The organism is Acetivibrio saccincola, from assembly GCF_002844395.1.
Lineage (GTDB): Bacteria > Bacillota > Clostridia > Acetivibrionales > Acetivibrionaceae > Herbivorax > Herbivorax saccincola.
This window is the reverse complement of sequence record NZ_CP025197.1, coordinates 1,625,731-1,647,874: the sequence shown is the minus strand read 5'-3', so window position 1 is coordinate 1,647,874 and position 22,144 is coordinate 1,625,731. Positions and strand designations below refer to the sequence as shown.

The following is a 22,144-nucleotide window of genomic DNA, read 5'->3' as shown; positions in this document are numbered from 1 at the left end:
TTCCTCATACCTTCTGTAATTTATCCATTTTTTTATCTGTGCTAATCTTTGAGTTCTATTGATATAATCATCTACACTATCATTATATTAGGTATTATTAAAAAGGTTACACTTTAGGAGGTTTATGGAGAAAAAAATTTACATAATGAAATAAATCATTTACTTTTTAAATCCAAAGTTTGGTTCATGCTGCCTGTTCTATATCCTTTTAAATCCAGAGCTGTATATATAAAACCGATTTTGCTAAATTTATCTGATATGTCGTCCATTAATTTTTCATTTAAAAGTTTCAGTCTTTCATTTGGAGCCACCTCAATGCGGGCTATATCACCATGATGCCTTACTCTTACCTGCCTGAAGCCTAAATCTAACAGATATTCCTCTGCCTCCTCCACCATTTTCAGCTTTTCAGCCGTTATTTTATGACCATAGGGAAACCTTGAAGACAGGCAGGCAAAGGAAGGCTTATCCCATGTTGGTAAATTCATCTCCCTTGACAATTCCCTTATATCATCTTTCTTAAATCCAGCCATTTTTAAAGGACTTAATACTTTAAGTTCTTCTATTGCCCTAAGTCCCGGCCTGTAATCTGATAAATCATCTACATTTGAACCTTCCAAAAGATATTTAATGTTTTTAAGTTTTAAAACTTCAAACATTTTAGAAAAAGTTTCATATTTGCAATAATAGCACCTGTCAACGGAATTATTATAAACTTCTTCTTTTTCAAGCTCTTTAGAATCTATTACTATATGCTTTATTCCATGCTTCTTTGTAAACTCTACAGTTTCCCGGTATTCCCTTTCAGGAAAACTTAAAGACCTGGCTGTTATAGCAACAGCACCATCCCCTAATACATCATGGGCAACCTTCAGTAAAAAAGTACTGTCCACCCCTCCTGAAAAGGCTACCGCCACTTTTTCCATATCTTTTAATATTTCTTTTAATCTATTTAGTTTTTCCCGGATTTCCATCATTATCACCTGCTTTTTAATTAATTTTATTAATCCTCATCAAATTCAGCATTCTTTTTATTTAAAAGAGTTGCCGCCGCAACTGCAGTAAGGGGCACAGTTATCACCAATCCTATACTGCTTGATAAAGCCCTCACTATCTCACTTGCTACAACTTCCCAGTTTACCATCTCAATAAATGAAACCTTGTATGCCATAGCAAGTAATAAAAGAGGAATTGATGCGCTTGTATATGCTAAAATCAAGGTATTTGACATAGAGCCTAATATGTCCCGCCCCACATTCATACCTGATTTTATCAAATCCTTTGTACTTATATCTTCTTTTGCTGCAGCTATCTCTGTTAAAGAAGAGGCAATTGAAATACCAACGTCCATAATGGCTCCCATAGCACCTATTAAAATCCCTGCAAAGAGAAGCCCTTTAAAATTAAATTTTATATCTAACGGTGTAAATTGAAGCATTTGAGCCTCTTCACTTCCCAGTCCCGTCATATTTGTAAAATACCCCATTAAAAGGGCAATTACACCTGCAATGATAACTCCCCCTGCTGTACCAATAATTGCAGCAAAGGATTTTTTATTAAAACCGCTTACCAGTAAAAGGGTTATAACTATAACTCCTACGCATACAGGCACAGAAACAATTATAGGATTATAACCTTTTAAAAGTAAGGGAAGCATAATATAAATAACTGCAATACAAGTAATGGCAAGGGAAATCAGTGCTTTAAACCCTTTCATTCTGCCAACTACAAGCATTGACAATATAAAAGCCATTAGAAGGTATAAAATATACTTATCCCTGACTATTTCAGCAACATAAGCACTTTCTATAGAACCGTCTTCCGCCTCATTAATATAAACAAAAACCTCTTGTCCTCGTGAAATTGTTATATTATATGCATCATTAAAACTATTTAGTGAGTTCTGAGCCTTTATAATTTTACCTTTATGAGGACCTTTGAGTATTTTTACTTCTAGCATCTGGGTTTTTATTTCTAAAATCCCACCTGAATACTCCTTTTCCTCATTTTCCACCTGATATGCGTTTAAAACCACTGCCCGCACTTGTTTTGGCAGTTTATCTTCTTCTTGCATTATTTCCCCCACTTCTTCTGCAAAGACAGCGGAATTTAAAAAGAAAAAAACAAAACATAAAACCATTAAAAATACAAATGTAAATCCCCTTATTCTCACAAAATTCAATCCTTTCCTCTGCCGGTATAGTTACCTCATTTATAATTACATTGTTTTAAAGTTCCTGAATATACCATTTGTCTTTTATCTGCTATTTACTAATCTAACTTATTATTTCTCCAAGGTCAATGACTATTTTTTTAAATCTTCTGCATTTGCCAGCCTCTTATTAAATTGCCGACTTTTATTATCAGTTTTTAAGCATAAAAAAGACCAAACCTAAAGATTTTAATGATAATCTCCAGGTTTGGTCTTTTAAGTTTACGTCTGACTATTTCCTCGGCTCAACAATAAGCCTTATTGCGGTCTTCTCCTGTCCATCAATCTCAACTTCTGTGAAGGCCGGAATACAAACCAGCTCAATTCCAAGTGGGGCAACAAAACCTCTTGCTATGGCGATTGCTTTTATCGCTTGGTTTAATGCTCCTGCTCCAACTGCTTGAATCTCAGCTGTTCCCTCTTCTTTGATGAATCCTGTTAACGCTCCTGCTATAGAGTTTGGACTGGATTTTGCTGAAACTTTTAAGATGCTCATGGTTCTTCTACCCCCTTTTTTGGTTTACGGATAATTGCACATTCACAAAGTTTGTTGACATGCTGGCAATAAGTGCATAATTTATTACTATATAATATTAATATTCTACAAAAACTTTAAAAATCCTCTTTTTACTATGTCACACTTCTAAAACTTTGAAAATCCTCTCTATATTAAGGGTTTTACCCGTATTGTCATCAATTTCAAGATATACAGCATTAAACTGTACTTTTCCTTGTGCCACTTCAAACCTTGCCGGCATATGTGTTATGAATTTATCTATAATTGTATCTTTTTTTACTCCAATGACCCCTTCATAAGGTCCTGTCATTCCAACATCGGTAATATAACCTGTTCCTGATGGCAATATTTTTTCATCTGCAGTTTGAACATGGGTATGAGTACCCAAAACGCAACTTACTTTTCCATCCAAAAACCATCCAAGGGCATATTTTTCTGAAGTTGCCTCCGCATGCATATCTACAACAATAACTTTAACGGATTCTTTTAAATGGGCAATTTCCCTCTCAGCTGCTTTAAAAGGACAATCTATGCTGTTCATATATACCCTTCCCATAAGGTTAAGCAGCCCTACCTTGCCCTTTATTATTGTAGAACCGCTGCCTGGAAGTTCCGGCGGGTAATTAGCCGGTCTTACCATACATTTATCTGTGGAAATAAAGTTTACAATTTCTTTTTTGGACCATGTATGATTCCCTAGTGTTATGCCGTCAATTCCAGCGCTATATAATTCCTGGGCAACAACGTATGTAATCCCGCTGCCCCCTGCTGCATTTTCACCGTTGGCAAAGAAAAAATCTATCTCTCTTTCTTTTTTTAGCCTCCTAATCATTTCTTTTGTCACTTTTCTGCCTGGATTTCCAAAAATATCTCCAATAAACAGTATGTTCAATGTACATCCTCCATTTCTACGCTTAAACCGCATTTCCTCCCTGATTTATTTTTTTAATACTCCTGGATTTATTTTTGCACACTTCCAAATACTTGATTTTCTTATGCTAATTATTTTTAAAATTTTAGGTGGAGTAAAACTCCACCTAAAATTTTATTTTACTAATTATAACCTATTTATTTAGCATACTCAATGTGTCTGGTTTCTCTTATAACATTTACTTTTATTTGACCTGGATAGTCAAGTTCTTGTTCAATCTTTTCAACTATTTCTCTTGCAAGTAAAGGAATTCCCTGGTCAGTAACCTCATCTGCTTTAACCATTATTCGTACTTCCCTACCGGCCTGAATAGCAAAAGACTTGTCAACTAATTCATGAGAATTGGCTATTTCCTCTAGTCTTTCCACTCTCTTAATATAAGACTCCAGTGTCTCCCTTCTTGCGCCAGGTCTTGCTGCTGAAATTGAGTCAGCAGCCTGGATTAAAACAGCTACTAAAGTAGTTGCATCTGTATCCCCATGATGTGATGCAATGGCATTTACCACTTCCGGGCTTTCCCTGTACTTCTTAGCTAAATCAGCTCCAATGGTTACATGGGAACCTTCCACTTCATGGTCAACAGCTTTTCCTATATCATGAAGTAATCCGGCTCTCTTTGCTAAGTTTACATCCATTCCAAGCTCAGCGGCCATTATACCTGCTAAATGAGCCACCTCAATGGAGTGAGTCAGTACATTTTGACCGTAACTGGTTCTAAATTTAAGCTTTCCTAAAAGCTTAACTAATTCAGGATGTAAACCATGTACCCCAGTTTCAAAAGTGGCATTTTCTCCTTCCTGCCTGATGGAGTTTTCCACTTCTTTCTTGGCCTTATCCACCATTTCTTCAATTCTTGCAGGATGTATCCTACCATCGAGAATGAGTTTTTCAAGGGCAATCCTTGCAACCTCTCTCTTAATGGGATCAAATCCTGACAATATAACTGCCTCTGGCGTATCGTCAATGATAAGATCAATTCCCGTAAGTGTTTCTAAAGTCCTGATATTTCTACCTTCCCTACCTATTATTCTCCCCTTCATTTCATCATTTGGTAGCGGAACAACAGAAACAGTAACTTCTGAAACGTGATCGGCAGAACACTTTTGAATTGCCATGGCAATTATTTCCTTTGCCTTTGCATCTGCTTCATCTTTTGCCTTGTTTTCAATCTCCTTGACAAGAGCGGCCATATCATGTCTAACTTCACTTTCGACTTTTTTCAAAAGGACTTCTTTAGCTTCATCAACTGAAAGCCCTGATATTCTCTCCAGCTCTTCAATCTGCTTATTCTGAAGCTCCAGAGTCTTTTCTTCCAGTTCTTGAATTTCCTTTGTTTTCTTATTTAAATGCTCTTCCTTTTGCTCTATCATGTCAAGCTTTCTGTCTAAGGTCTCTTCTTTTTGAACCAGACGTCTCTCTTGTCTCTGAAGCTCATTCCTTCTGTCCTTTATTTCCCTGTCAAGTTCAACCCTGCTTTTATGAACTTCTTCCTTGGCCTCAAGCAGCACTTCCCTTTTTTTGGCTTCAGCTACTTTTTCAGCTTCGCTGATTATCCTTTTTGCCTCTTCTTCAGCACTGCCTATTTCGGCCTCTGCTTTTTTCTTCCTGAATTCAATTCCTTTTTTAAAACTTATTCCTGAAGCAATAATTGAAGCAATTACTGCAATTACTATGCCAATGCCTAATCCAATAAAAAAATTTATAGCACACACCTCCTTATTCAGTTTTCAATGGACAAGCTTATGTGTAAAAAAAAATTACACATGCATACTTTTTCATTTTAAACTTTTTTAATTTTTATGTCAAGAATCAATTGCCTTACACTCTTATATTTTGTACATTTTGTTCTAAAAATGTACTTCTGTATCCTCTGTTTTCACTATACTTATACCATCAACCATTTCAACTTTATACCAATTATCTGCCATTTCTTTCAAATGATTGTTATGAGTAACCATTATTACCTGTCTATTAAACATCAATGCAACTTGTTTTAAAAATTCAGAGACCTGTACAATATATTCATCGCTGACATGCTTTGCAGGCTCATCTAAAATAACAGGCCCTTTAATTTCATCAACACTGCATTCCAGCATGGCAATCCTGATTGCCAATGATATAATATCTACCACTCCTCCTCCCCTTGCATCCTGAGGTTTTGTCTTTATAACCTGTCCTGTATAATTACTGATGACAAAAAACTCCGCCTCCGGTCTTCCTCTTACTTCATTAATTTCAATCCTAAACTCCAAATTAGTATCAAAAATAAACTGGAGACAGTTTGTAACCAGTGACTCTATCTGAACCCTGGCTTGTTCCCTTGCAAATTCCGAAACCCGACCTAAAAGTATCCTGACTTTATCCAAAAGCTCTATATTGTCAATACACCTTTGAAGCATTTTTTCAAGCTTTGAACGCTGCTCTGACAACTGCTCTTTTTTTCCCTTTTGCTGATAATAATAATTTTTGCTTTTCTCATATTTCTTTTTGATACTTTGAAGCTGGTCCTGATATTTTAAAATACTGTCCTTTAGCAATGCTTAAATACCCTCTTTCTGAAATACAGCCGCCTTTACTGTGTTCTTCATAAGCATGGCAATGGTCATAGGCCCAACCCCTCCCGGAACCGGGGTTATTGCTGATGCAACTTCCTTTGCTGTTTCAAATTCCACATCACCTACAAGTTTTTTGCCCTCTAATCTATTTATACCCACATCTATTACAATTGCACCAGGTTTAATAAAATTTCCTTTTATAAATTCAGGTTTACCCACAGCCGCAACTATAATATCGGCATTTTTAATTTTTTCCTCTAAATTGGCAGTTTTAGAATGACAAACTGTAACAGTCCCGTTTTGAGACAGCAAAAGCACTGCCATGGGTTTTCCAACAATATTGCTTCTTCCGATAACTACACATTCTTTCCCTGTAATGTCAATCCCGCTTTCTTTTATTAACTCCATAACACCTGCCGGAGTACAAGGTAAAAATACCGGGTTTCCAGTCATAAGTTTTCCTACATTCACAGGATGAAAAGCATCCACATCTTTTTTAGGGTCAATTGAATTAATCACTTTATCCTCATTAATTTGCTTTGGAAGCGGCAATTGTACCAGTATCCCATTAACTTTATCATCCTTATTTAATTTATTTATTAATCCAATTAACTCCTCTTCACCGGTATCTTCATCTAATGCATATTCAAAAGATTGTATCCCAATCTCTTCACATGCCTTCTTTTTTGAATTAACATATACCCTTGATGCCGGGTCATTTCCAACAATTATTACAGCAAGCCCTGGAAATATCCCCTTCTTTTTAAGTGCCTCCACTTCTGATTTTAATTCACTTTTTATTCTTGTTGCCAATTCTCTTCCATTTAATACCTTACATCCCATTTTTCCTGCTCCTCTTATATTTTAAAAATTTTTTAAAAAATTCTTTAAACCCTCTTAATTTTATTTCATTCTGCCTGTATTGTCAATTTTGCTTTACTTTCCGTCCCGCATTTCCAACTCCTGAAGCTGCTGTTTGGTAATTAAAACCTGTCTTGGTTTGCTGCCTTCAAAACCTCCCACAATGCCCCTCTCTTCCATCTGATCCACAATTCTGGCAGCCCTTGCATATCCTACTTTAAACTTTCTCTGTATCATGGATACAGAGGCCTGTCCCGCTTCAACGACAAGCTCTATTGCCTGGGGCAATAATTCATCCGCATCATCAGAAGCTCCGTCCATTACTTCACGTTCTGTGTTAATTTCCTCTATTATGTCCTCATCATATTCTGCATCACCCTGGGATTTAATATATTCCACAACCCTTTCCACTTCCTGGTCAGACACAAAGGCTCCTTTTACCCTCACAGGTTTTGGCGCCCCCACCGGATAAAAAAGCATATCCCCTTTTCCAAGAAGTTTTTCAGCCCCTGCCATGTCAATTATAGTCCTTGAATCCACCTGGGAAGTAACGGCAAAAGCAATCCTGGACGGTATATTTGCCTTTATAACACCTGTTATTACATTTACCGACGGTCTTTGTGTGGCAATTACAAGATGCATCCCTGCGGCACGTGCCATTTGAGCCAGCCTGCATATTGCATCTTCCACATCACCGGGTGCAACCATCATTAAATCTGCAAGTTCATCTATAATTATAACTATCTGGGGCAGGGTTTCTTCCCCTTCATCTGCATTTACCGCAGCATTATACCCTTTGATATCCCTGACACCTTTTTTGGCAAAAAGCTTATACCTTTCCTCCATCTCCTGAACAGCCCAGTTTAATGCCCCGGCTGCTTTTTTAGGATCTGTAACAACAGGTATTAAAAGATGTGGAATTCCATTATATATCCCCAATTCAACCACTTTAGGGTCAATCATCAAAAGCTTTACTTCATTTGGGGAGGATTTGTAAAGAAGGCTTATGATAAGACTGTTTATACAGACACTTTTACCTGAACCTGTAGCACCGGCTATCAGAAGGTGAGGCATTTTGGCTATATCTGCCACAGTGTTATGTCCCGTAATATCCTTTCCTAGTGCAAAAGCAAGATTGGAAGGGAAATTTTTAAATTCTTTAGATTCTATAACCTCCCTCAAAAATACAGGAATTACTTCCTTGTTGGGCACTTCAATTCCAATGGCCGCCTTCCCTGGAATGGGAGCCTCTATCCTCACCCCTGAGGCTGCAAGATTTAAACATATATCATCGGACAACCCCACTATTTTGCTCACTTTAACACCTGCACTTGGCTGCAGCTCATACCTTGTAACAGCAGGTCCCACACTTACATTTATCACCCTTGCATCTACTCCAAAGCTCTTTAGCGTCTCTTCAAGCTTTTTAGCTCCTTTTAGTGCAGTTTTCCTGTAGTTTATTGCATCACTATTTATTCCCGGACTGTTATTTAATAGGCTTATATCAGGATATTTATATTCAATGCTAATTTTTACTTTTGATTGTATCTCCTCACTTACGCTGTCCGCCATTTCCTCTACAGTCTCTTGAGAACTCTCGCTTTTTTTAATATCTTCCACTATAAAACCCACTTCTTCACTTTCAACATCCACTTTTTCCAATACTTGTTCTTCTGTGTAAAGGGTTTTCTTTTGCTTTCCTCTGCCATCTTTTTCTTTAAGTACGTTAAAATCAATTACTTTAGGGAGTTTCTCACCATTCATAACAATATCAGGCTCATTATAATCTTCAATAAGCTCATCTTTTATTTCCTTATCACTTAGTTTGAATTTATTTTCTAACTTATTAAAGAACCCCAATACAGCATCTTTAACTTTAATTATTGCCCCTGCAATGGACACATTTGTAATAAGTATAATATCTATTATTGCTGCAGAAGTAAGAATAATTATTGTCCCTAAACCTTTAAACATCAAAAGAAAAGGAATGCTTATAAGTCCTCCTGACACTCCTCCCCCTGCTAAAGCTTTCCCGTCTAAATAAAACTTTTTTATGCAGGAAATTGCGCTCTTTCCAACATAATCATCTTCTTTATAAAAACCTGCCTGGACTAAAGCAGATAATATCAGTATAAGTACAAATATATATATAAATTTTAAATTCATGTCAGGATTATTTCTTTTGAAAATAAGCAAACCAGAATAAACTATAGCTAAAATAGGTATCAAAAACCCCGGTGCCCCCATAAGTCCTAATGTTATGTTTTTCATATATGAACCAAAAGGCCCCATTGAGTTTTCAAAAAAAATACTTGAAAACAATATAAGACCTGCAGCCAGCATCAATATGCCTGCTATTTCATTATTGTACTTCTTTATCCCTCTTTTCTTTTGTTGTTTCTTAAGCTTTTGTTGCTTTTTTTTCTTTTGTACATTTTTTGATTTCACCTATTGCACCTCCGGAAAATAAAGCACTGCTTCTATTTAGATTATCAATTCTATTATCAAAAAGCAAGAAAAAACCCAGGTTTTTTCTTGCTTTTTTTATCATCTAAAAGTATATTTTAGTATAAATTCTAAAATTGGTTATTCCATTACATGGTAACAGTGCTGGCTATAGCTTTAATATCTGAATAGAAAAAGCTGACAAAAAACATAGCACACACAATGGAAAAAACAAAAATTAAAACCCCCAGCCAGGCATATGAAGGTGTAGCAGCCTGCTTTTTTCCTTTATACAAATTTAATTCTTTTGCCAGTGCCACCTGTTCACTATATGTCTTAAGCCCTCTTCTCTTCATCTCTTCAAATAAATCCACACTGGGGTCTCTATTGGTGGTACGGACAACACGTCTTTTTTTTCTCTGCATAACAATTGTATCTGCCGCTATATCGTGTACTGCCTGCTTGTTTGCTGTGAATATGGACAAAATAAAAAATATAACCGGTACTATTTGAGTTAAAGTAGCCACAACTTTGATACAGGACCTGATTAATGCATCAAAAATAGTGCTCTTTTTACAGGAAATAACCTGAAGATTCAAAATCAGCTTCCCTGGAGTGGTTGAAAAATTTGAAGATAAAAAAGCCACTTCATAAAATAAATACAACAATCCAAAAGTCAGATACATCAGTGCTAAATCGTTGGGATTTCTCTCTATAACCCCTTTAATTGGTATGTCCTTCCCCAATGCATGTAAAACCACTAAAATGCCTGCATAAATGCCTGTCACAATAATGATGTCAAAAAGATATGCCCAAACTCTTTTGGACAGTTTGCCTACCTCCATAATACTCCTCCTTACCCCTAAAAATGTATATAAATAAATTTTATTTATTAACCAAACTTATCAACCAATTCATATATATTTTTATGTTACATAACACATTTATTTTTTATGTTGATAATTATATTTTATCAGATATCATTTAGAGTTGTCCATTGTTTTAGCAGGGTTAATTTATGAAACTATTATGGAGGATTTTTTGCCATTTAAAACCTTTCTAAATTATATCTGTTATATATATAATACCATAGATTTTTAAAAGTATCCAACCAGCAAATAGGACTGTCATGAGTTGGTAAATAAGCTTCTCCTGACAGTCCTTAATAAAGATTTAAGTATTAATTACCGTTTTTTATCAGTCTCACAGTTTCCCTCGCAATAGCAAGTTCTTCATTTGTTGGTATAACAAGAGTTCTTACTTTTGCATCCGGAGTACTTATGTCCATTTCTTCTCCTCTGACTTTATTTTTCTCTTCATCTATTTTTATTCCAAAAAAGTCCATATCAGTTAATATTTTGCTTCTCACATAATCATTGTTTTCCCCGATACCTGCAGTAAATACTACAGCGTCAACACCGTTCATAATAGCTGCATAGTCCCCTATAAAGCCTTTTACCCTGTAGCAGAATATATCCAATGCAAGTTGTGCCCTGTCATTTCCGTTTTCAGCTGCTTCCTGTATATCCCTAAAATCGCTGCTGACCCCTGATACCCCAAGAACTCCGGACTTTTTATTTAAAAAGTCACTTATGTCTTTAACCGTCATCTTCTCCTTTTCCATTAAAAAGGATATTACCGCCGGGTCAATGGTACCACTGCGTGTTCCCATACACAAACCTTGAAGAGGGGTAAATCCCATGGAAGTTTCAACTGATTTTCCGTATTTAACAGCACAAATGCTGGCCCCGTTACCTAAATGGCATGTAATAATTTTTAGCTCCTCTATCGGTCTGTTTAACATCTGGGCAGCTCTTTCTGAAACATATTTATGGGATGTCCCGTGAAATCCATATCTTCTTAAGCGGTATTTTTCATATATTTCATATGGAAGGGCATAAATATAGGCATGTCTTGGCATTGTTTGATGAAATGCAGTGTCAAAAACCGCAACCATGGGAACATCAGGCATTATTTGCTTGCACGCCTCTATTCCTACAATGTTTGAAGGATTGTGAAGGGGAGCAAGCTCAGAACACTCTTCTATTGCTTTCTTTACTTCATCATCAATTATTACAGATTGATAAAATTTTTCTCCCCCGTGTACAACACGGTGACCTACAGCGGATATTTCACTCATATCTTTAATTACACCGATTTTATCGTCAGTTAATGCATTTATAACCTCTTTTATGGCTAATCTGTGGTTATACAAATCTTTTTCAATAACAACGGCATTTTCACCTATTTTTGAATGTTTTAAAAAAGACTGTTCAAGACCAATCCTTTCGCATACTCCTTTTGCAAGTACATTTTCATTGGTCATATCAATTAATTGGTATTTTAGTGATGAACTTCCGGTATTAATAACCAGTACTTTCATTTTATTTAACTCCTCTCTTTATAGTTTTATTCTAATTAATTTCTTCACTTATAATTTTTAAAATTCCCTGTTTTATTTAAAAATAAAGCCCTTTACTAAGGTTAAGGTGGAGTTTACAGTAGTATTTTTGCACTCACTCCACCTAAAAACCTTTTACATTTAACTATAAATAATTTATCCCTAAGCCTGGATAGCAGTAATTGCCACCACTCCAACAATATCTTCTGCACTACAGCCTCTTGAAAGGTCATTTACAGGTTTTGCAATTCCCTGGGTAATAGGTCCGTAAGCTTCTGCTTTTCCTAATCTCTCTGTCAGTTTATATGCAATATTCCCACAGTTTAAATCAGGGAAAATAAGTACATTTGCACATCCTGCCACATTACTTCCCGGTGCTTTTTTCTTTGCTATAGCAGGTACTAATGCCGCATCCGCTTGTAATTCACCATCAATGGCAATATCAGGTGCTTTTTCTTGTGCAAGTTTCGTTGCATTTATTACTTTTTCAGTTAATTCACTTTTAGCACTGCCGTAACTGGAATAGGAAAGCATTGCAACTTTAGGTTCTTCTTGTACAAGGGTTTTGAAAGATTTGGCGGAAGCTATTGCAATCTCTGACAATTGTTCTGCATCAGGGTTTTCCACCAACCCGCAATCGGCAAAAATAAATGTACCATCTTTTCCATACTCACAATCTGGTACCACCATTACAAAAAATGCTGAAACTAATTTTGTTCCCGGTGCGGTCTTTAGTATTTGAAGTGCAGGTCTTAGTGTGTCTGCTGTTGAGTTGGCAGCCCCTGCCACCATTCCGTCTGCATCTCCGTTTTTCACCATCATTACTCCAAAATAGAGAGGGTTTTTCATAAATTCTGCAGCCTGTTCTAAAGAAATGCCTTTAGATTTTCTCAGCTCATAAAAAATTTTTGAATACTCTTCTGTCTTATCTGACTTTAACGGGTTTTCTATCTTTATACCTGAAAGATCTAAACCATCAGCTAATTTTAAAATCTCATCCTCGTCTCCTACAAGTACAACGTTGGCAATTCCCTGCTCTTTAATCATAGATGCAGCTTGTACAACTCTTTTGTCTGTACCTTCAGGTAATACAATTGTTTTGACATCAGATTTTGCACGTTCAATTAATTTTTCAATAAAACTCATAAACTCTACCCCTTTCAAAGTAAACAAATAACCTTATTAATTATATAACAAAATGTTTATTGTATACAAGATTCAGTATTTCATTAGTTCTACAGTAAAATTCATTTTAATTAAGATATTGCCAATTTTTTAGCTTTTTTGCGCATTTATTGCTCTCTTGCTATAATATCCTCTATTTCCTTTATGTGTTTTTCTATGTCTGATTTTGTCAAGTTGCTCAAAAAAGACAAATTAAAATTATCTGCTTTTTTCATATTTTCCAAAGCTTCATTAAACCTTCCGAGTTTTTTTAAAAGGAGACTGTAATTGTAATAGGCCTCTGGAAACTGAGGGTTTAACTTCATCAATTCTTTATACATTTCTTCTGATTTAGAAAGATTACCTGCTAAATAGTAAGCATTCCCTAAATTATCAAGTATAATAGGGTCAGAATCATTGTAATTATATGCTTTCTCATTAAATTCGACAGCCTTTTCTAAATCTCCTTTTAAAATATAAAGATATCCTAAACTTCCATACACAACTGTACTGGTATACTCTGACAAAACTTCTTCTAAAAGATTAATTGCACCGTCTATGTCGCCACTTTTCCACAATACCAGGGCATAATTGGATTTTGCCTTCATCTTGCTGTCTATATCAATATCAGAGTCAATCATTTCTTTAAATACCTGGGATGATTTTTCAATGTCTCCCGTTTTGAGTAATAAGTAGCCGTAAGTTATCTTAGGTCTTGGGTTTTGAGTTGTCTTTGCTGCCTTTTCAAAAAGACCTAATGCTTTTTCTAATTGATTATTCTTATATGCTTTAGTTGCAGAAATTTCATAAAAAATATTTCTGTTAGAAAAAAGCATATACAGAATAAATACACCTAATACCACCTTTCCAAGGGTAGCATTATATAAAAATGAGAAAAAAACCACTGCTATATAAAATATTAATTTTACCGGAAATTTCTTTTTCATGACCATCAAACCTTTCATTGGCATCTTATTATAATTAACTTCTATTTTATCTGATTAACTTCATCTAATTAACTTCTGGTTTTATATATTCTAATTAACAGCTTATTTTAATCAGCACTTTTTTCTAATTCTTTTTTTAAAACTTCATTTACAATTTTAGGATCTGCCTTTCCTCCCGTCTCCTTCATAACCTGTCCCACTAAAAAACCAAAAGCTCTCTTTTTTCCGTTTTTATAATCTTCAACGGATTTAGAATTTTTCTTTAAAACTTCAGAAACAATATTAAATATTTGCCCCTCATCATTTATAACTTTAAGACCTTTTTCCTCCACTATAGTTTCAGGATTTTTCCCGCTTTTGAACATTTCTTCAAAAACCGTTTTTCCAATAGTCCCGCTAATTACCCCTTTATCAATTAATATTATAAGTTCTGCAAGGTACTTTGGAGGAAAAGGTATTTCTTCAACTTCCATTTGTTTTTCTTTCAAAACCCTCAAAACTTCTCCCATTATCCAATTGCTTGCCGCCTTTGCATTATTGCTTTTTTTTGCTGTTTCTTCAAAAAAATCCGCCAGCTTTTTTGAACCGGTGATAATAGATGCATCATATTGAGGAAGTGAAAAATCATTAATGTATCTCTTCATCCTGTCCCTCGGAAGTTCAGGAAGGCTGTTTTTAATTTCTTCCTTCCACTTTGCATCAACTACAACAGGCACTAAATCAGGTTCGGGAAAAAACCTGTAATCTTGAGCTTCTTCCTTACTTCTCATGGAAAAACTCATATTTTTCCCTTCATCCCAGCGTCTTGTCTCCTGCACAATTTCCCTTCCTGCTTTAATTTCTTCAATCTGGCGTGCTGCTTCATATTCAATGGCTCTTACAACAGCCCTGAATGAACTTAAGTTTTTCATTTCAGTCCTGGTACCAAGTTTACTTTCACCTTTTTTTCTTACAGAAAGGTTTACATCTGCCCTAAAGGATCCTTCCTGCATTTTGCAGTCAGATACATTGATATATTCAAGTATAGCCTTTAATGATTCTAAATATGCTTTTGCTTCTTCAGCTGAACGCATATCAGGTTCTGACACAATTTCTATTAGTGGAACACCGCTTCTGTTATAGTCTATGAAAGATGCTTCTCCTTTATCATCGTGCATAAGTTTTCCTGCATCTTCCTCAATATGTATCCTGGTAATACCTATTCTTTTTTCCCTGCCATTTATATCTATGTCAATATATCCACCATGGCAAATTGGTATGTCATACTGGGATATTTGATAGGCTTTTGGAGTGTCAGGATAATAATAGTTTTTTCTGTCCAGCTTGCTGTATTCAGAAATACTGCAATTTGTAGCCAGACCTGCACGTACTGCATATTCCACCACTTTTTTATTTAAAACCGGAAGAGTACCGGGCATACCTGTACAAACCGGACAAATATGGGTATTAACATCCCCTCCAAACTCTGTTGTACAAGAACAAAATATTTTAGATTTTGTAGAAAGCTCCGCATGAACTTCAAGACCTATAACAACTTCATATTCCATTTAGTCTTCACCTCAAATCCTGGCCCTGTTTTTATGAAAATTTGTGTTTTGTTCAAAAGTATATGCAAGTTTTAGCAAGGTACTTTCTCCAAAAGGCTTTGCAACAAGATGTAAACCTATGGGAAGACCATCCTTATCCACACCGCAGGGTATGGACATACCAGGAAGCCCTGCAATATTTGCCGGTACGGTATACATATAATCTTTATTAAAAGGCTCTTTTGTTTTCCTCTCTGATTTATAAGCTGTCGTCGGTACTGTGGGTGCAATTATAACATCATATTTATCAAAGGCTTTTATAAAAGCTTCAATTATAAGAGTTCTCATCTTCAGAGCCTTTTTATAGTACTTGTCATAGTATTCAGAGCTTAGTACAAAGGTACCAAGCACAATTCTTTTTTTAACTTCTTTTCCAAAGCCTTCACTTCTGCTTTTTTTATATAAATCCAAAAGGTCTTTATACTCTTTTGCCCTATAACCGTATTTTATCCCGTCATACCTGGCAAGGTTAGAACTTGCCTCCGCAGAAGAAATAATATAATACACAGAAGCTGCGTATTCGGCGACAGGCAAAGAAAACTCCTCACACTCCGCCCCAAGACTTGTTAAAATTTTAACTGAATTTAAAACAGCTTTTTTTACCTCAGGGTCAACTTCCCCGGTAATATACTCTTTTGGTATCCCGATTGACATACCTTTAATGTCGTTAACCAAAGCTCTGGTATAGTCAGTATAACCTTTATTTACAGATGTAGAATCCCTTTTATCATACCCCTGTATTGCATTTAAAACCAAAGCACAATCAGTTACATCTTTGGTTACAGATCCTATTTGCTCCAAAGAAGGTGCAGAGGCAATTAAACCATAGCGTGAAACCAAACCGTATGTAGGTTTTAATGCTAACACTCCACAAAATGAAGCAGGCCGCCTTATTGAGCCATCCATGTCGGAGGCTAAAGCAAAACCTGCCAAACCTGCTGCCACCGCTGCCGCTCCCCCACCATTTGAGTCTCCTGCCACCCTGTAAGTATTCCAGGGGTTTTTGTATTGTTTGTAATAGGAATTCCCTGTGGTATCTCCCATTGAAAACTCACCTGTATTGAGCTTTCCCATAAGTACTGTGTCTTCTGAAAGAAGTTTATCATATACAGTTGCACTGTATGGCGGCGTAAAATTTTCCAGCATTTTGGATGCACAGCTTGTTTTTATTCCTTTGGTGCATATATTATCTGCCAAAGCCATTGGAATACCTGCAAGAGGCGACTTGGCAGTTCCTTTATTGATTTTTTCCTGGATTTTTTCAGATTGTTTAATTGCATCTTCTTCTAATACAGTTATATAACTTCCAATATTGCCGTCAATTTTTTTAATTCTGTCAATTATGGCTTTGGTAAGTTCCGCCACACCAAGTTTTTTGCTTTTAATTAAATCACTCAGCTGGTACACCGTCAGGTCATATAACTCCACCGTATATCCTCCCGTTTATTCAAGAATTTTAGGAACTTTAAAACATCCGGATCCTTTCTCCGGTGCATTTTTTAACATCTCGTCCCTGTCAAAAGAATTTTCCACTTCATCTTCTCTAAATACATTATTTAGCGGTATTATGTGTTCTGTAGCTTTAACATATGAAGTGTCTAATTCATCTAGTTTATCTAAATGTGAAATGATTTTTTCCATGTATAAAGCCAGCTCTTCTTTTTCTTCTTCTGTAAATTCAAGCCTTGCAAGCTCTGCAATGTGTTCTATGGTACCTTTTGTAAACTTCAACTCCACTCCCTCCTACCCCTACCTTATTATATAAAACCACATACCTAACGTCAATGATTGTTCCACATTGGAACAATTAAAGCGCGTTTTTTGAAAGTTTGTGAAATTTCACCCATTAGACTGCGCCCATGCCGGGCGCACTAAAAAAGGCTGGACACTAATTTTTTAGTGCCACAGCCCCTTTTATAGATGATTCTTTCTTTATGATTCTTTCTTTATGATTCTTTCTTTATGATTCTTTCTTTTACTCTTCCCACAGAGGTATTTCCACAAACACCTTAAATAAATCCCCGTCTATTTCTATATTGAATTTTCCTTATCATAATATGAAGGCTCATTTCACACATTTTCATTAATTTCATCAATGGAAAACACTTTACCCATATTCTTCATGAGAAATAAAACAATACCATATTCCGTTGCCGTCAGCTGCACCACTTCTCCGTCAACTCTCAACTCCTTTGCCTCCACGTCAAGCTCCAACCCTCCGGTTTTTAATATCCCTCTTCTCTCTTCTGCTCCTCCCAGGAGAGTATACCGTCTTAGCTGGAATTTTACCCTTGCAATAAGCTCCAAAGGATTAAAAGGCTTAGTTCATAGTCGTCGGCGCCAAAGTTAAGACCTGTTATTTTGTCTGTGTCCTCCGACTTTGCAGACAATATTATTATGGGTATATTCATCTCTTTGCGTATTTTTACCGTTGCAGTAAGTCCGTCCAGTTCAGGCATCATCACATCCATTATGACCAGATGGATTTTTTCCTGTTCCAAAACATTAAGTGCCTGCTTTCCAGTATTAGCCTTAAAAACATTTTAATTTTCCTGAGTTAAGTAAATTTCCAGTGCATTAACTATCCCCTCGTCATCATCGCACACCAAAATATTGTATTTATCCATTATTTAAACCTCCTGTACCATTTAAAAAAAATACATGCCAATTCACCTGCTTTTTTTCTTATATCATATCAGGCAGATTTTACAAAACACTTAATAAAATTCTTAAGATTTTATTAAAAATTAAATGCCACTGAAATTATACCTCTTTGCAGTGGCTTTTTAAATTCCATTGTAACTTACTTATTTTTATAGAATAATGTAGATGCACCAGAAACGCTAGCATCAATTATTAAAGATGCATAGCACTTGACTGGATAAAAGTATATTTGTAAAAGAAAGTAATAAACCGGGAATTGAATAACCAAAAATACGACAAATTCTTTTAATTTTTTTCAAAATTTTTTACCCCAAATCCATTAAAATGTTGTATACTATTATACATAGAAGATATCATCCTTTCATTCTATATTATTGAACGGTTATATTATAACAGGATGTCATCTTCTTTCCTAATTTGGTGGCTTTACATTCCTCTGTAGCTGTAAGATAGGTTGAGGAATAAAAGGAGGTAATGTTCTGACGTATGGTTTTAAAAGAATACGGGCCAATCATTGAAGACACTATTGCACAGTTGTCTAAAAATTCACGTTTTTCACAAACAACTAAATATATGCAGCATGGGAAAACAAGCGTATATGAGCACTGTATCAAAGTGGCATATATGAGCTGTTGGATTGCATCTAAGCTACGACTTAATGTGGACTATGCATCTTTGATAAGAGGGGCTTTGCTTCACGATTACTTTTTATACGATTGGCATGACAAAAATAAAGGACATCGCCTGCATGGCTTTTTTCATCCAAGAAAAGCCTTGCAAAATGCCCGTGAAGATCTTGAACTGACACCAAAAGAGGAAAACATCATCTTAAGGCATATGTTTCCGCTAACACCCATACCACCATATTATTTAGAAAGCTGGATTGTATGTATTGCTGACAAATTTTGTGCTATAAATGAAATATTTCGAATAAATGTTATACAGCAAAAAATGCATAAAAGAATACCAGGCAGGAGGATATCCGTTTAGTTTTAAGTAGATATTTTGTTATAAAAAAAATATAAAAAGGAAAGGGAGTATAAATATGCTTTGGGATGTAGTTTTATATTTCTCAATATATTCTTTCCTGGGGTGGGTAATGGAAACAGCTTATGCCAGTATAAATCAAAAAAAATTCATAAACAGGGGGTTTTTGACCGGACCCTTTACACCAATCTATGGTTTTGGTGCAATATTGATTATCCGGTCTTTAAAGTGGATCGAAAATCTTTATGGTAATAATTACATATCAGTATTAATGTGCATAGTCATTTCTACTTTGTTGGTTACCATTTTAGAATTTATCACCGGGTTAGCATTAGAAAAAATATTCAAAACTAAATGGTGGGATTACAGCGATGACGCTATGAATATAATGGGATATATCTGCTTAAAATATTCCCTTCTGTGGGGTATGCTGGCATTTTTGTTAATACAAATAGTACACCCTGTTATTGTACAATTTATTTACCCGGTACCTGTATTGGCTAAAGTAATTGTTTCATCTTTATTGATTTTGTATTTCCTTTATGACACCGTTAAATCGGTAGCCGGCATGTTAGATTTGAGAAAAGCAATTATAAACTATTCTGATTTGTCTATTAGTAAATATAAAGAAATAATAATAAAATACAAAAGATTTTTCCTTGCGTTCCCACGTCTGTTATTTTTAAATGCCGGTATTTTAAACCGGGATGTAAGGAGTATTTTAAACGAAAGAATCAGTATCATAAATGATAGAATTAATAAAATAAAAGTTGAAATTAAGAGCAGGTTTCAAACTTAAAATAATAATATTAAAAAATAAATAAAAAAATAAATAAAAAAACAAATAAAAAGTATCATAAAATCATTTTTTTAAATTCATTTTCATCAATTATTTTTATTCCAAGTTCCCTTGCCTTTGTAAGTTTGCTGCCTGCTTCTTCTCCTGCTAAAACATAATCCGTCTTTTTTGAAACGCTGCCGGAAACTTTTCCGCCAAAACTCCTTATTATTTCTGCTGCCTCATTCCTTTTATAGCTTTCTAAAGTACCCGTTAAAACAAAGGTAAGGCCTTCAAACCTGTTATCACTATGCTTTGCCCTGCTCCTGCTCTTTAAATTTACCCCTGCACTCCTTAGCTTATTTATTGTATCCTCAGTTTGCTCCTGCTTAAAGAAAATAACAAGGCTTTCTGCCATCTTTTCACCAAATTCAGGTATCTTTATAAAGTCTTCAAAAGAAGCATTTTTAATTTCATCTATAGATTCAAAATTTTCACTTAAAAGCTGGGCAGCCCTAAGACCTATATGCCTTATTCCAAAACCGTTTATAAGCCTGTCAATATTGTTATCCTTAGTTCTTTCAATTGAATTTAAAAGATTTTCTACAGATTTTTCTCCCATTCTGTCCAATTTTAAAAGCTCATCCTTATAATCTTTTAAATAGTATAAATCCGCTATTCCCTTAATAAAGCCTTTTTTTAGCAGCACTTCAATTATAGCAGGTCCTAAACCCTCAATATTCATTGCATCCCTTGAAGCAAAGTGTATAATGCTTCTATAAAGCTGGGCAGGACACTCTATACCTGTACACCTGTGGGCAACTTCTCCTTCTTCTCTTACCACATCTGCCCCGCATTCCGGACATTTCTCCGGCATAATAAAAGGTCGTTCATTCCCACTTCTTTTCTCAGGTATGGATTCTACAATCTCAGGAATTATATCCCCTGCTTTTCTTATCTTCACCCAGTCTCCAATACGAATATCCCTTTCTTCAATATAGTCCATATTGTGAAGAGTCGCCCTGCTTACAGTTGTACCTGCAATTTGCACAGGTTCTAAAAGAGCATTGGGAGTAAGAACACCTGTCCTTCCCACATTAACCCATATATCCTTAATTACAGTTTCTTTTATTTCTGCAGGATATTTATAGGCTATTGCCCATTTGGGTACCTTTGAAGTACTTCCTAAAAGATTTCTCTGTTCTAAAGAATTTACTTTTACCACAGCCCCGTCAATTTCAAAAGGCAATTTCTCTCTTTCTTTACCAATCCTGTCTATTTCCTCTATAACCTCTTTTATGTTTTTGCAAACCTTATACCCGGGACTGATTTTAAGCCCTGCTTCTTTCATAAATTCTAAAGATTCACTGTGAGTTTTAAAGGTTTTTCCTTGTACATCCTGTACATTAAAAATAAATATATCCAATTTCCTAAGACTTGCAATCTTAGGGTCAAGTTGCCTAAGTGACCCTGCAGCGGCATTTCTGGGGTTGGCAAAAAGCATCTGCCCATCCTTTTTTTGCTGTTCATTTATTTTTTCAAAATTTTCTTTGGATATAAAAACCTCTCCCCTGACTTCCAATAAAGGTAATTTCTCCTTTAACACCAAGGGAATTGATCTTATGGTTTTTAAATTTGATGTTACATCTTCTCCCACAAAACCATCACCCCGGGTAGCCCCTCTTACAAACACCCCGTTTTCATATCTTAAAGCAACAGAAAGACCGTCTATTTTTTTCTCAACAACGTATTCCACGTTATTTCCTACAACTTCCCTGACCCTTCTGTCAAAGGCATATAATTCTTCATTACTAAAGGCATCTGAAAGGCTTTGCATATGTACATTGTGCTGGACTTTTTCAAATCCCGACAAAGGCTCCCCCCCCACCCTTTGGGTAGGCGAATCCGGCGTAATTAAATCCGGTCTTTGGCTTTCAAGTTCTTCCAGTTCCCTGTACAATTTATCATATTCATAATCGCTTATTTCAGGTGAATCCTCAACATAATACTTATGGTTGTGATAATTGATTATATCCCTTAATTTTTGTATTCTCTCTTCTATTTTCAAAAAAACTCCCTCCATTTAAAAAACTTAA

General features: G+C 35.5%; 19 protein-coding genes and 1 pseudogene. 2 read left to right on the top strand and 18 right to left on the bottom strand.

What is annotated here, in order from left to right; translation table 11 throughout:
* Nucleotides 1–155 precede the first annotated feature (155 nt).
* The 17 genes and pseudogenes from larE to HVS_RS07230 all read right to left on the bottom strand — a co-directional run.
* Complete coding sequence (gene larE / locus HVS_RS07305; RefSeq protein ID WP_101300724.1) at nt 156–974, bottom strand: ATP-dependent sacrificial sulfur transferase LarE; 819 nt, start codon at nt 972–974, stop codon at nt 156–158.
* A 29-nt stretch (nt 975–1,003) separates the two neighbouring features.
* Nucleotides 1,004–2,173, bottom strand: coding sequence for a YibE/F family protein (locus HVS_RS07300; RefSeq protein ID WP_235827770.1), 1,170 nt, complete (start codon nt 2,171–2,173; stop codon nt 1,004–1,006).
* A gap of 271 nt (nt 2,174–2,444) precedes the next feature.
* A complete protein-coding gene (locus HVS_RS07295; RefSeq protein WP_101300720.1) occupies nt 2,445–2,708 on the bottom strand; it encodes a stage V sporulation protein S in 264 nt (87 codons plus the stop codon).
* A 139-nt stretch (nt 2,709–2,847) separates the two neighbouring features.
* Nucleotides 2,848–3,621, bottom strand: coding sequence for a TIGR00282 family metallophosphoesterase (locus tag HVS_RS07290; RefSeq protein WP_101300718.1), 774 nt, complete (start codon nt 3,619–3,621; stop codon nt 2,848–2,850).
* 176 nt (nt 3,622–3,797) lie between these two features.
* Nucleotides 3,798–5,372, bottom strand: a complete 1,575-nt coding sequence (rny, locus tag HVS_RS07285) for a ribonuclease Y (RefSeq protein ID WP_101300716.1) — start codon at nt 5,370–5,372, stop codon at nt 3,798–3,800.
* Between the two features lie 135 nt (nt 5,373–5,507).
* Nucleotides 5,508–6,197: an ATPase gene (locus tag HVS_RS07280; protein ID WP_101300713.1), complete on the bottom strand. Its 690-nt coding sequence runs from the start codon at nt 6,195–6,197 to the stop codon at nt 5,508–5,510.
* Between the two features lie 3 nt (nt 6,198–6,200).
* Entirely contained in the window at nt 6,201–7,058 is an 858-nt protein-coding gene (gene folD / locus HVS_RS07275) for a bifunctional methylenetetrahydrofolate dehydrogenase/methenyltetrahydrofolate cyclohydrolase FolD (protein WP_101300711.1), read from the bottom strand.
* Between the two features lie 93 nt (nt 7,059–7,151).
* Nucleotides 7,152–9,524 (bottom strand): FtsK/SpoIIIE family DNA translocase, encoded by a 2,373-nt coding sequence (locus HVS_RS07270; protein ID WP_235827651.1) that lies wholly within the window; start codon nt 9,522–9,524, stop codon nt 7,152–7,154.
* Complete coding sequence (locus tag HVS_RS16515; RefSeq protein ID WP_159063418.1) at nt 9,478–9,627, bottom strand: hypothetical protein; 150 nt, start codon at nt 9,625–9,627, stop codon at nt 9,478–9,480. The genes HVS_RS07270 and HVS_RS16515 overlap by 47 nt, the downstream gene beginning before the upstream one ends.
* 43 nt (nt 9,628–9,670) lie before the next feature.
* Nucleotides 9,671–10,366 (bottom strand): RDD family protein, encoded by a 696-nt coding sequence (locus tag HVS_RS07265; RefSeq protein WP_101300709.1) that lies wholly within the window; start codon nt 10,364–10,366, stop codon nt 9,671–9,673.
* 335 nt (nt 10,367–10,701) lie between these two features.
* Nucleotides 10,702–11,904 carry an acetate kinase gene (locus tag HVS_RS07260; protein WP_101300706.1) on the bottom strand — a complete coding sequence of 401 codons (1,203 nt, stop codon included), beginning with the start codon at nt 11,902–11,904 and terminating at the stop codon, nt 10,702–10,704.
* A gap of 180 nt (nt 11,905–12,084) precedes the next feature.
* Nucleotides 12,085–13,068 (bottom strand): phosphate acetyltransferase, encoded by a 984-nt coding sequence (gene pta / locus HVS_RS07255; RefSeq protein WP_101300704.1) that lies wholly within the window; start codon nt 13,066–13,068, stop codon nt 12,085–12,087.
* Between the two features lie 146 nt (nt 13,069–13,214).
* On the bottom strand, nt 13,215–14,033 hold the full coding sequence (locus HVS_RS07250) for a tetratricopeptide repeat protein (protein WP_159063417.1): 819 nt from the start codon (nt 14,031–14,033) through the stop codon (nt 13,215–13,217).
* A 107-nt stretch (nt 14,034–14,140) separates the two neighbouring features.
* The gene (gene gatB / locus HVS_RS07245) at nt 14,141–15,580 is read right to left on the bottom strand and encodes an Asp-tRNA(Asn)/Glu-tRNA(Gln) amidotransferase subunit GatB (RefSeq protein ID WP_101300698.1); all 1,440 of its coding nucleotides are present in this window, start codon (nt 15,578–15,580) and stop codon (nt 14,141–14,143) included.
* A gap of 12 nt (nt 15,581–15,592) precedes the next feature.
* Entirely contained in the window at nt 15,593–17,047 is a 1,455-nt protein-coding gene (gatA, locus tag HVS_RS07240) for an Asp-tRNA(Asn)/Glu-tRNA(Gln) amidotransferase subunit GatA (protein ID WP_101300696.1), read from the bottom strand.
* A 15-nt stretch (nt 17,048–17,062) separates the two neighbouring features.
* Nucleotides 17,063–17,350 (bottom strand): Asp-tRNA(Asn)/Glu-tRNA(Gln) amidotransferase subunit GatC, encoded by a 288-nt coding sequence (gene gatC / locus HVS_RS07235; RefSeq protein WP_101300694.1) that lies wholly within the window; start codon nt 17,348–17,350, stop codon nt 17,063–17,065.
* Nucleotides 17,351–17,692: 342 nt separating this feature from the next.
* Nucleotides 17,693–18,246 (bottom strand): annotated as a pseudogene (locus HVS_RS07230) (response regulator transcription factor); the annotation flags it as partial.
* Between the two features lie 523 nt (nt 18,247–18,769).
* Here HVS_RS07230 and HVS_RS07225 point away from each other — a divergent pair.
* Nucleotides 18,770–19,273 (top strand): HD domain-containing protein, encoded by a 504-nt coding sequence (locus HVS_RS07225; protein WP_101300692.1) that lies wholly within the window; start codon nt 18,770–18,772, stop codon nt 19,271–19,273.
* Between the two features lie 55 nt (nt 19,274–19,328).
* A complete protein-coding gene (locus tag HVS_RS07220; RefSeq protein WP_101300690.1) occupies nt 19,329–20,069 on the top strand; it encodes a putative ABC transporter permease in 741 nt (246 codons plus the stop codon).
* Nucleotides 20,070–20,124: 55 nt separating this feature from the next.
* Here HVS_RS07220 and ligA read toward each other — a convergent pair whose 3' ends face one another.
* Nucleotides 20,125–22,116, bottom strand: a complete 1,992-nt coding sequence (gene ligA, locus HVS_RS07215; protein WP_101300688.1) for an NAD-dependent DNA ligase LigA — start codon at nt 22,114–22,116, stop codon at nt 20,125–20,127.
* Nucleotides 22,117–22,144: the final 28 nt, after the last annotated feature.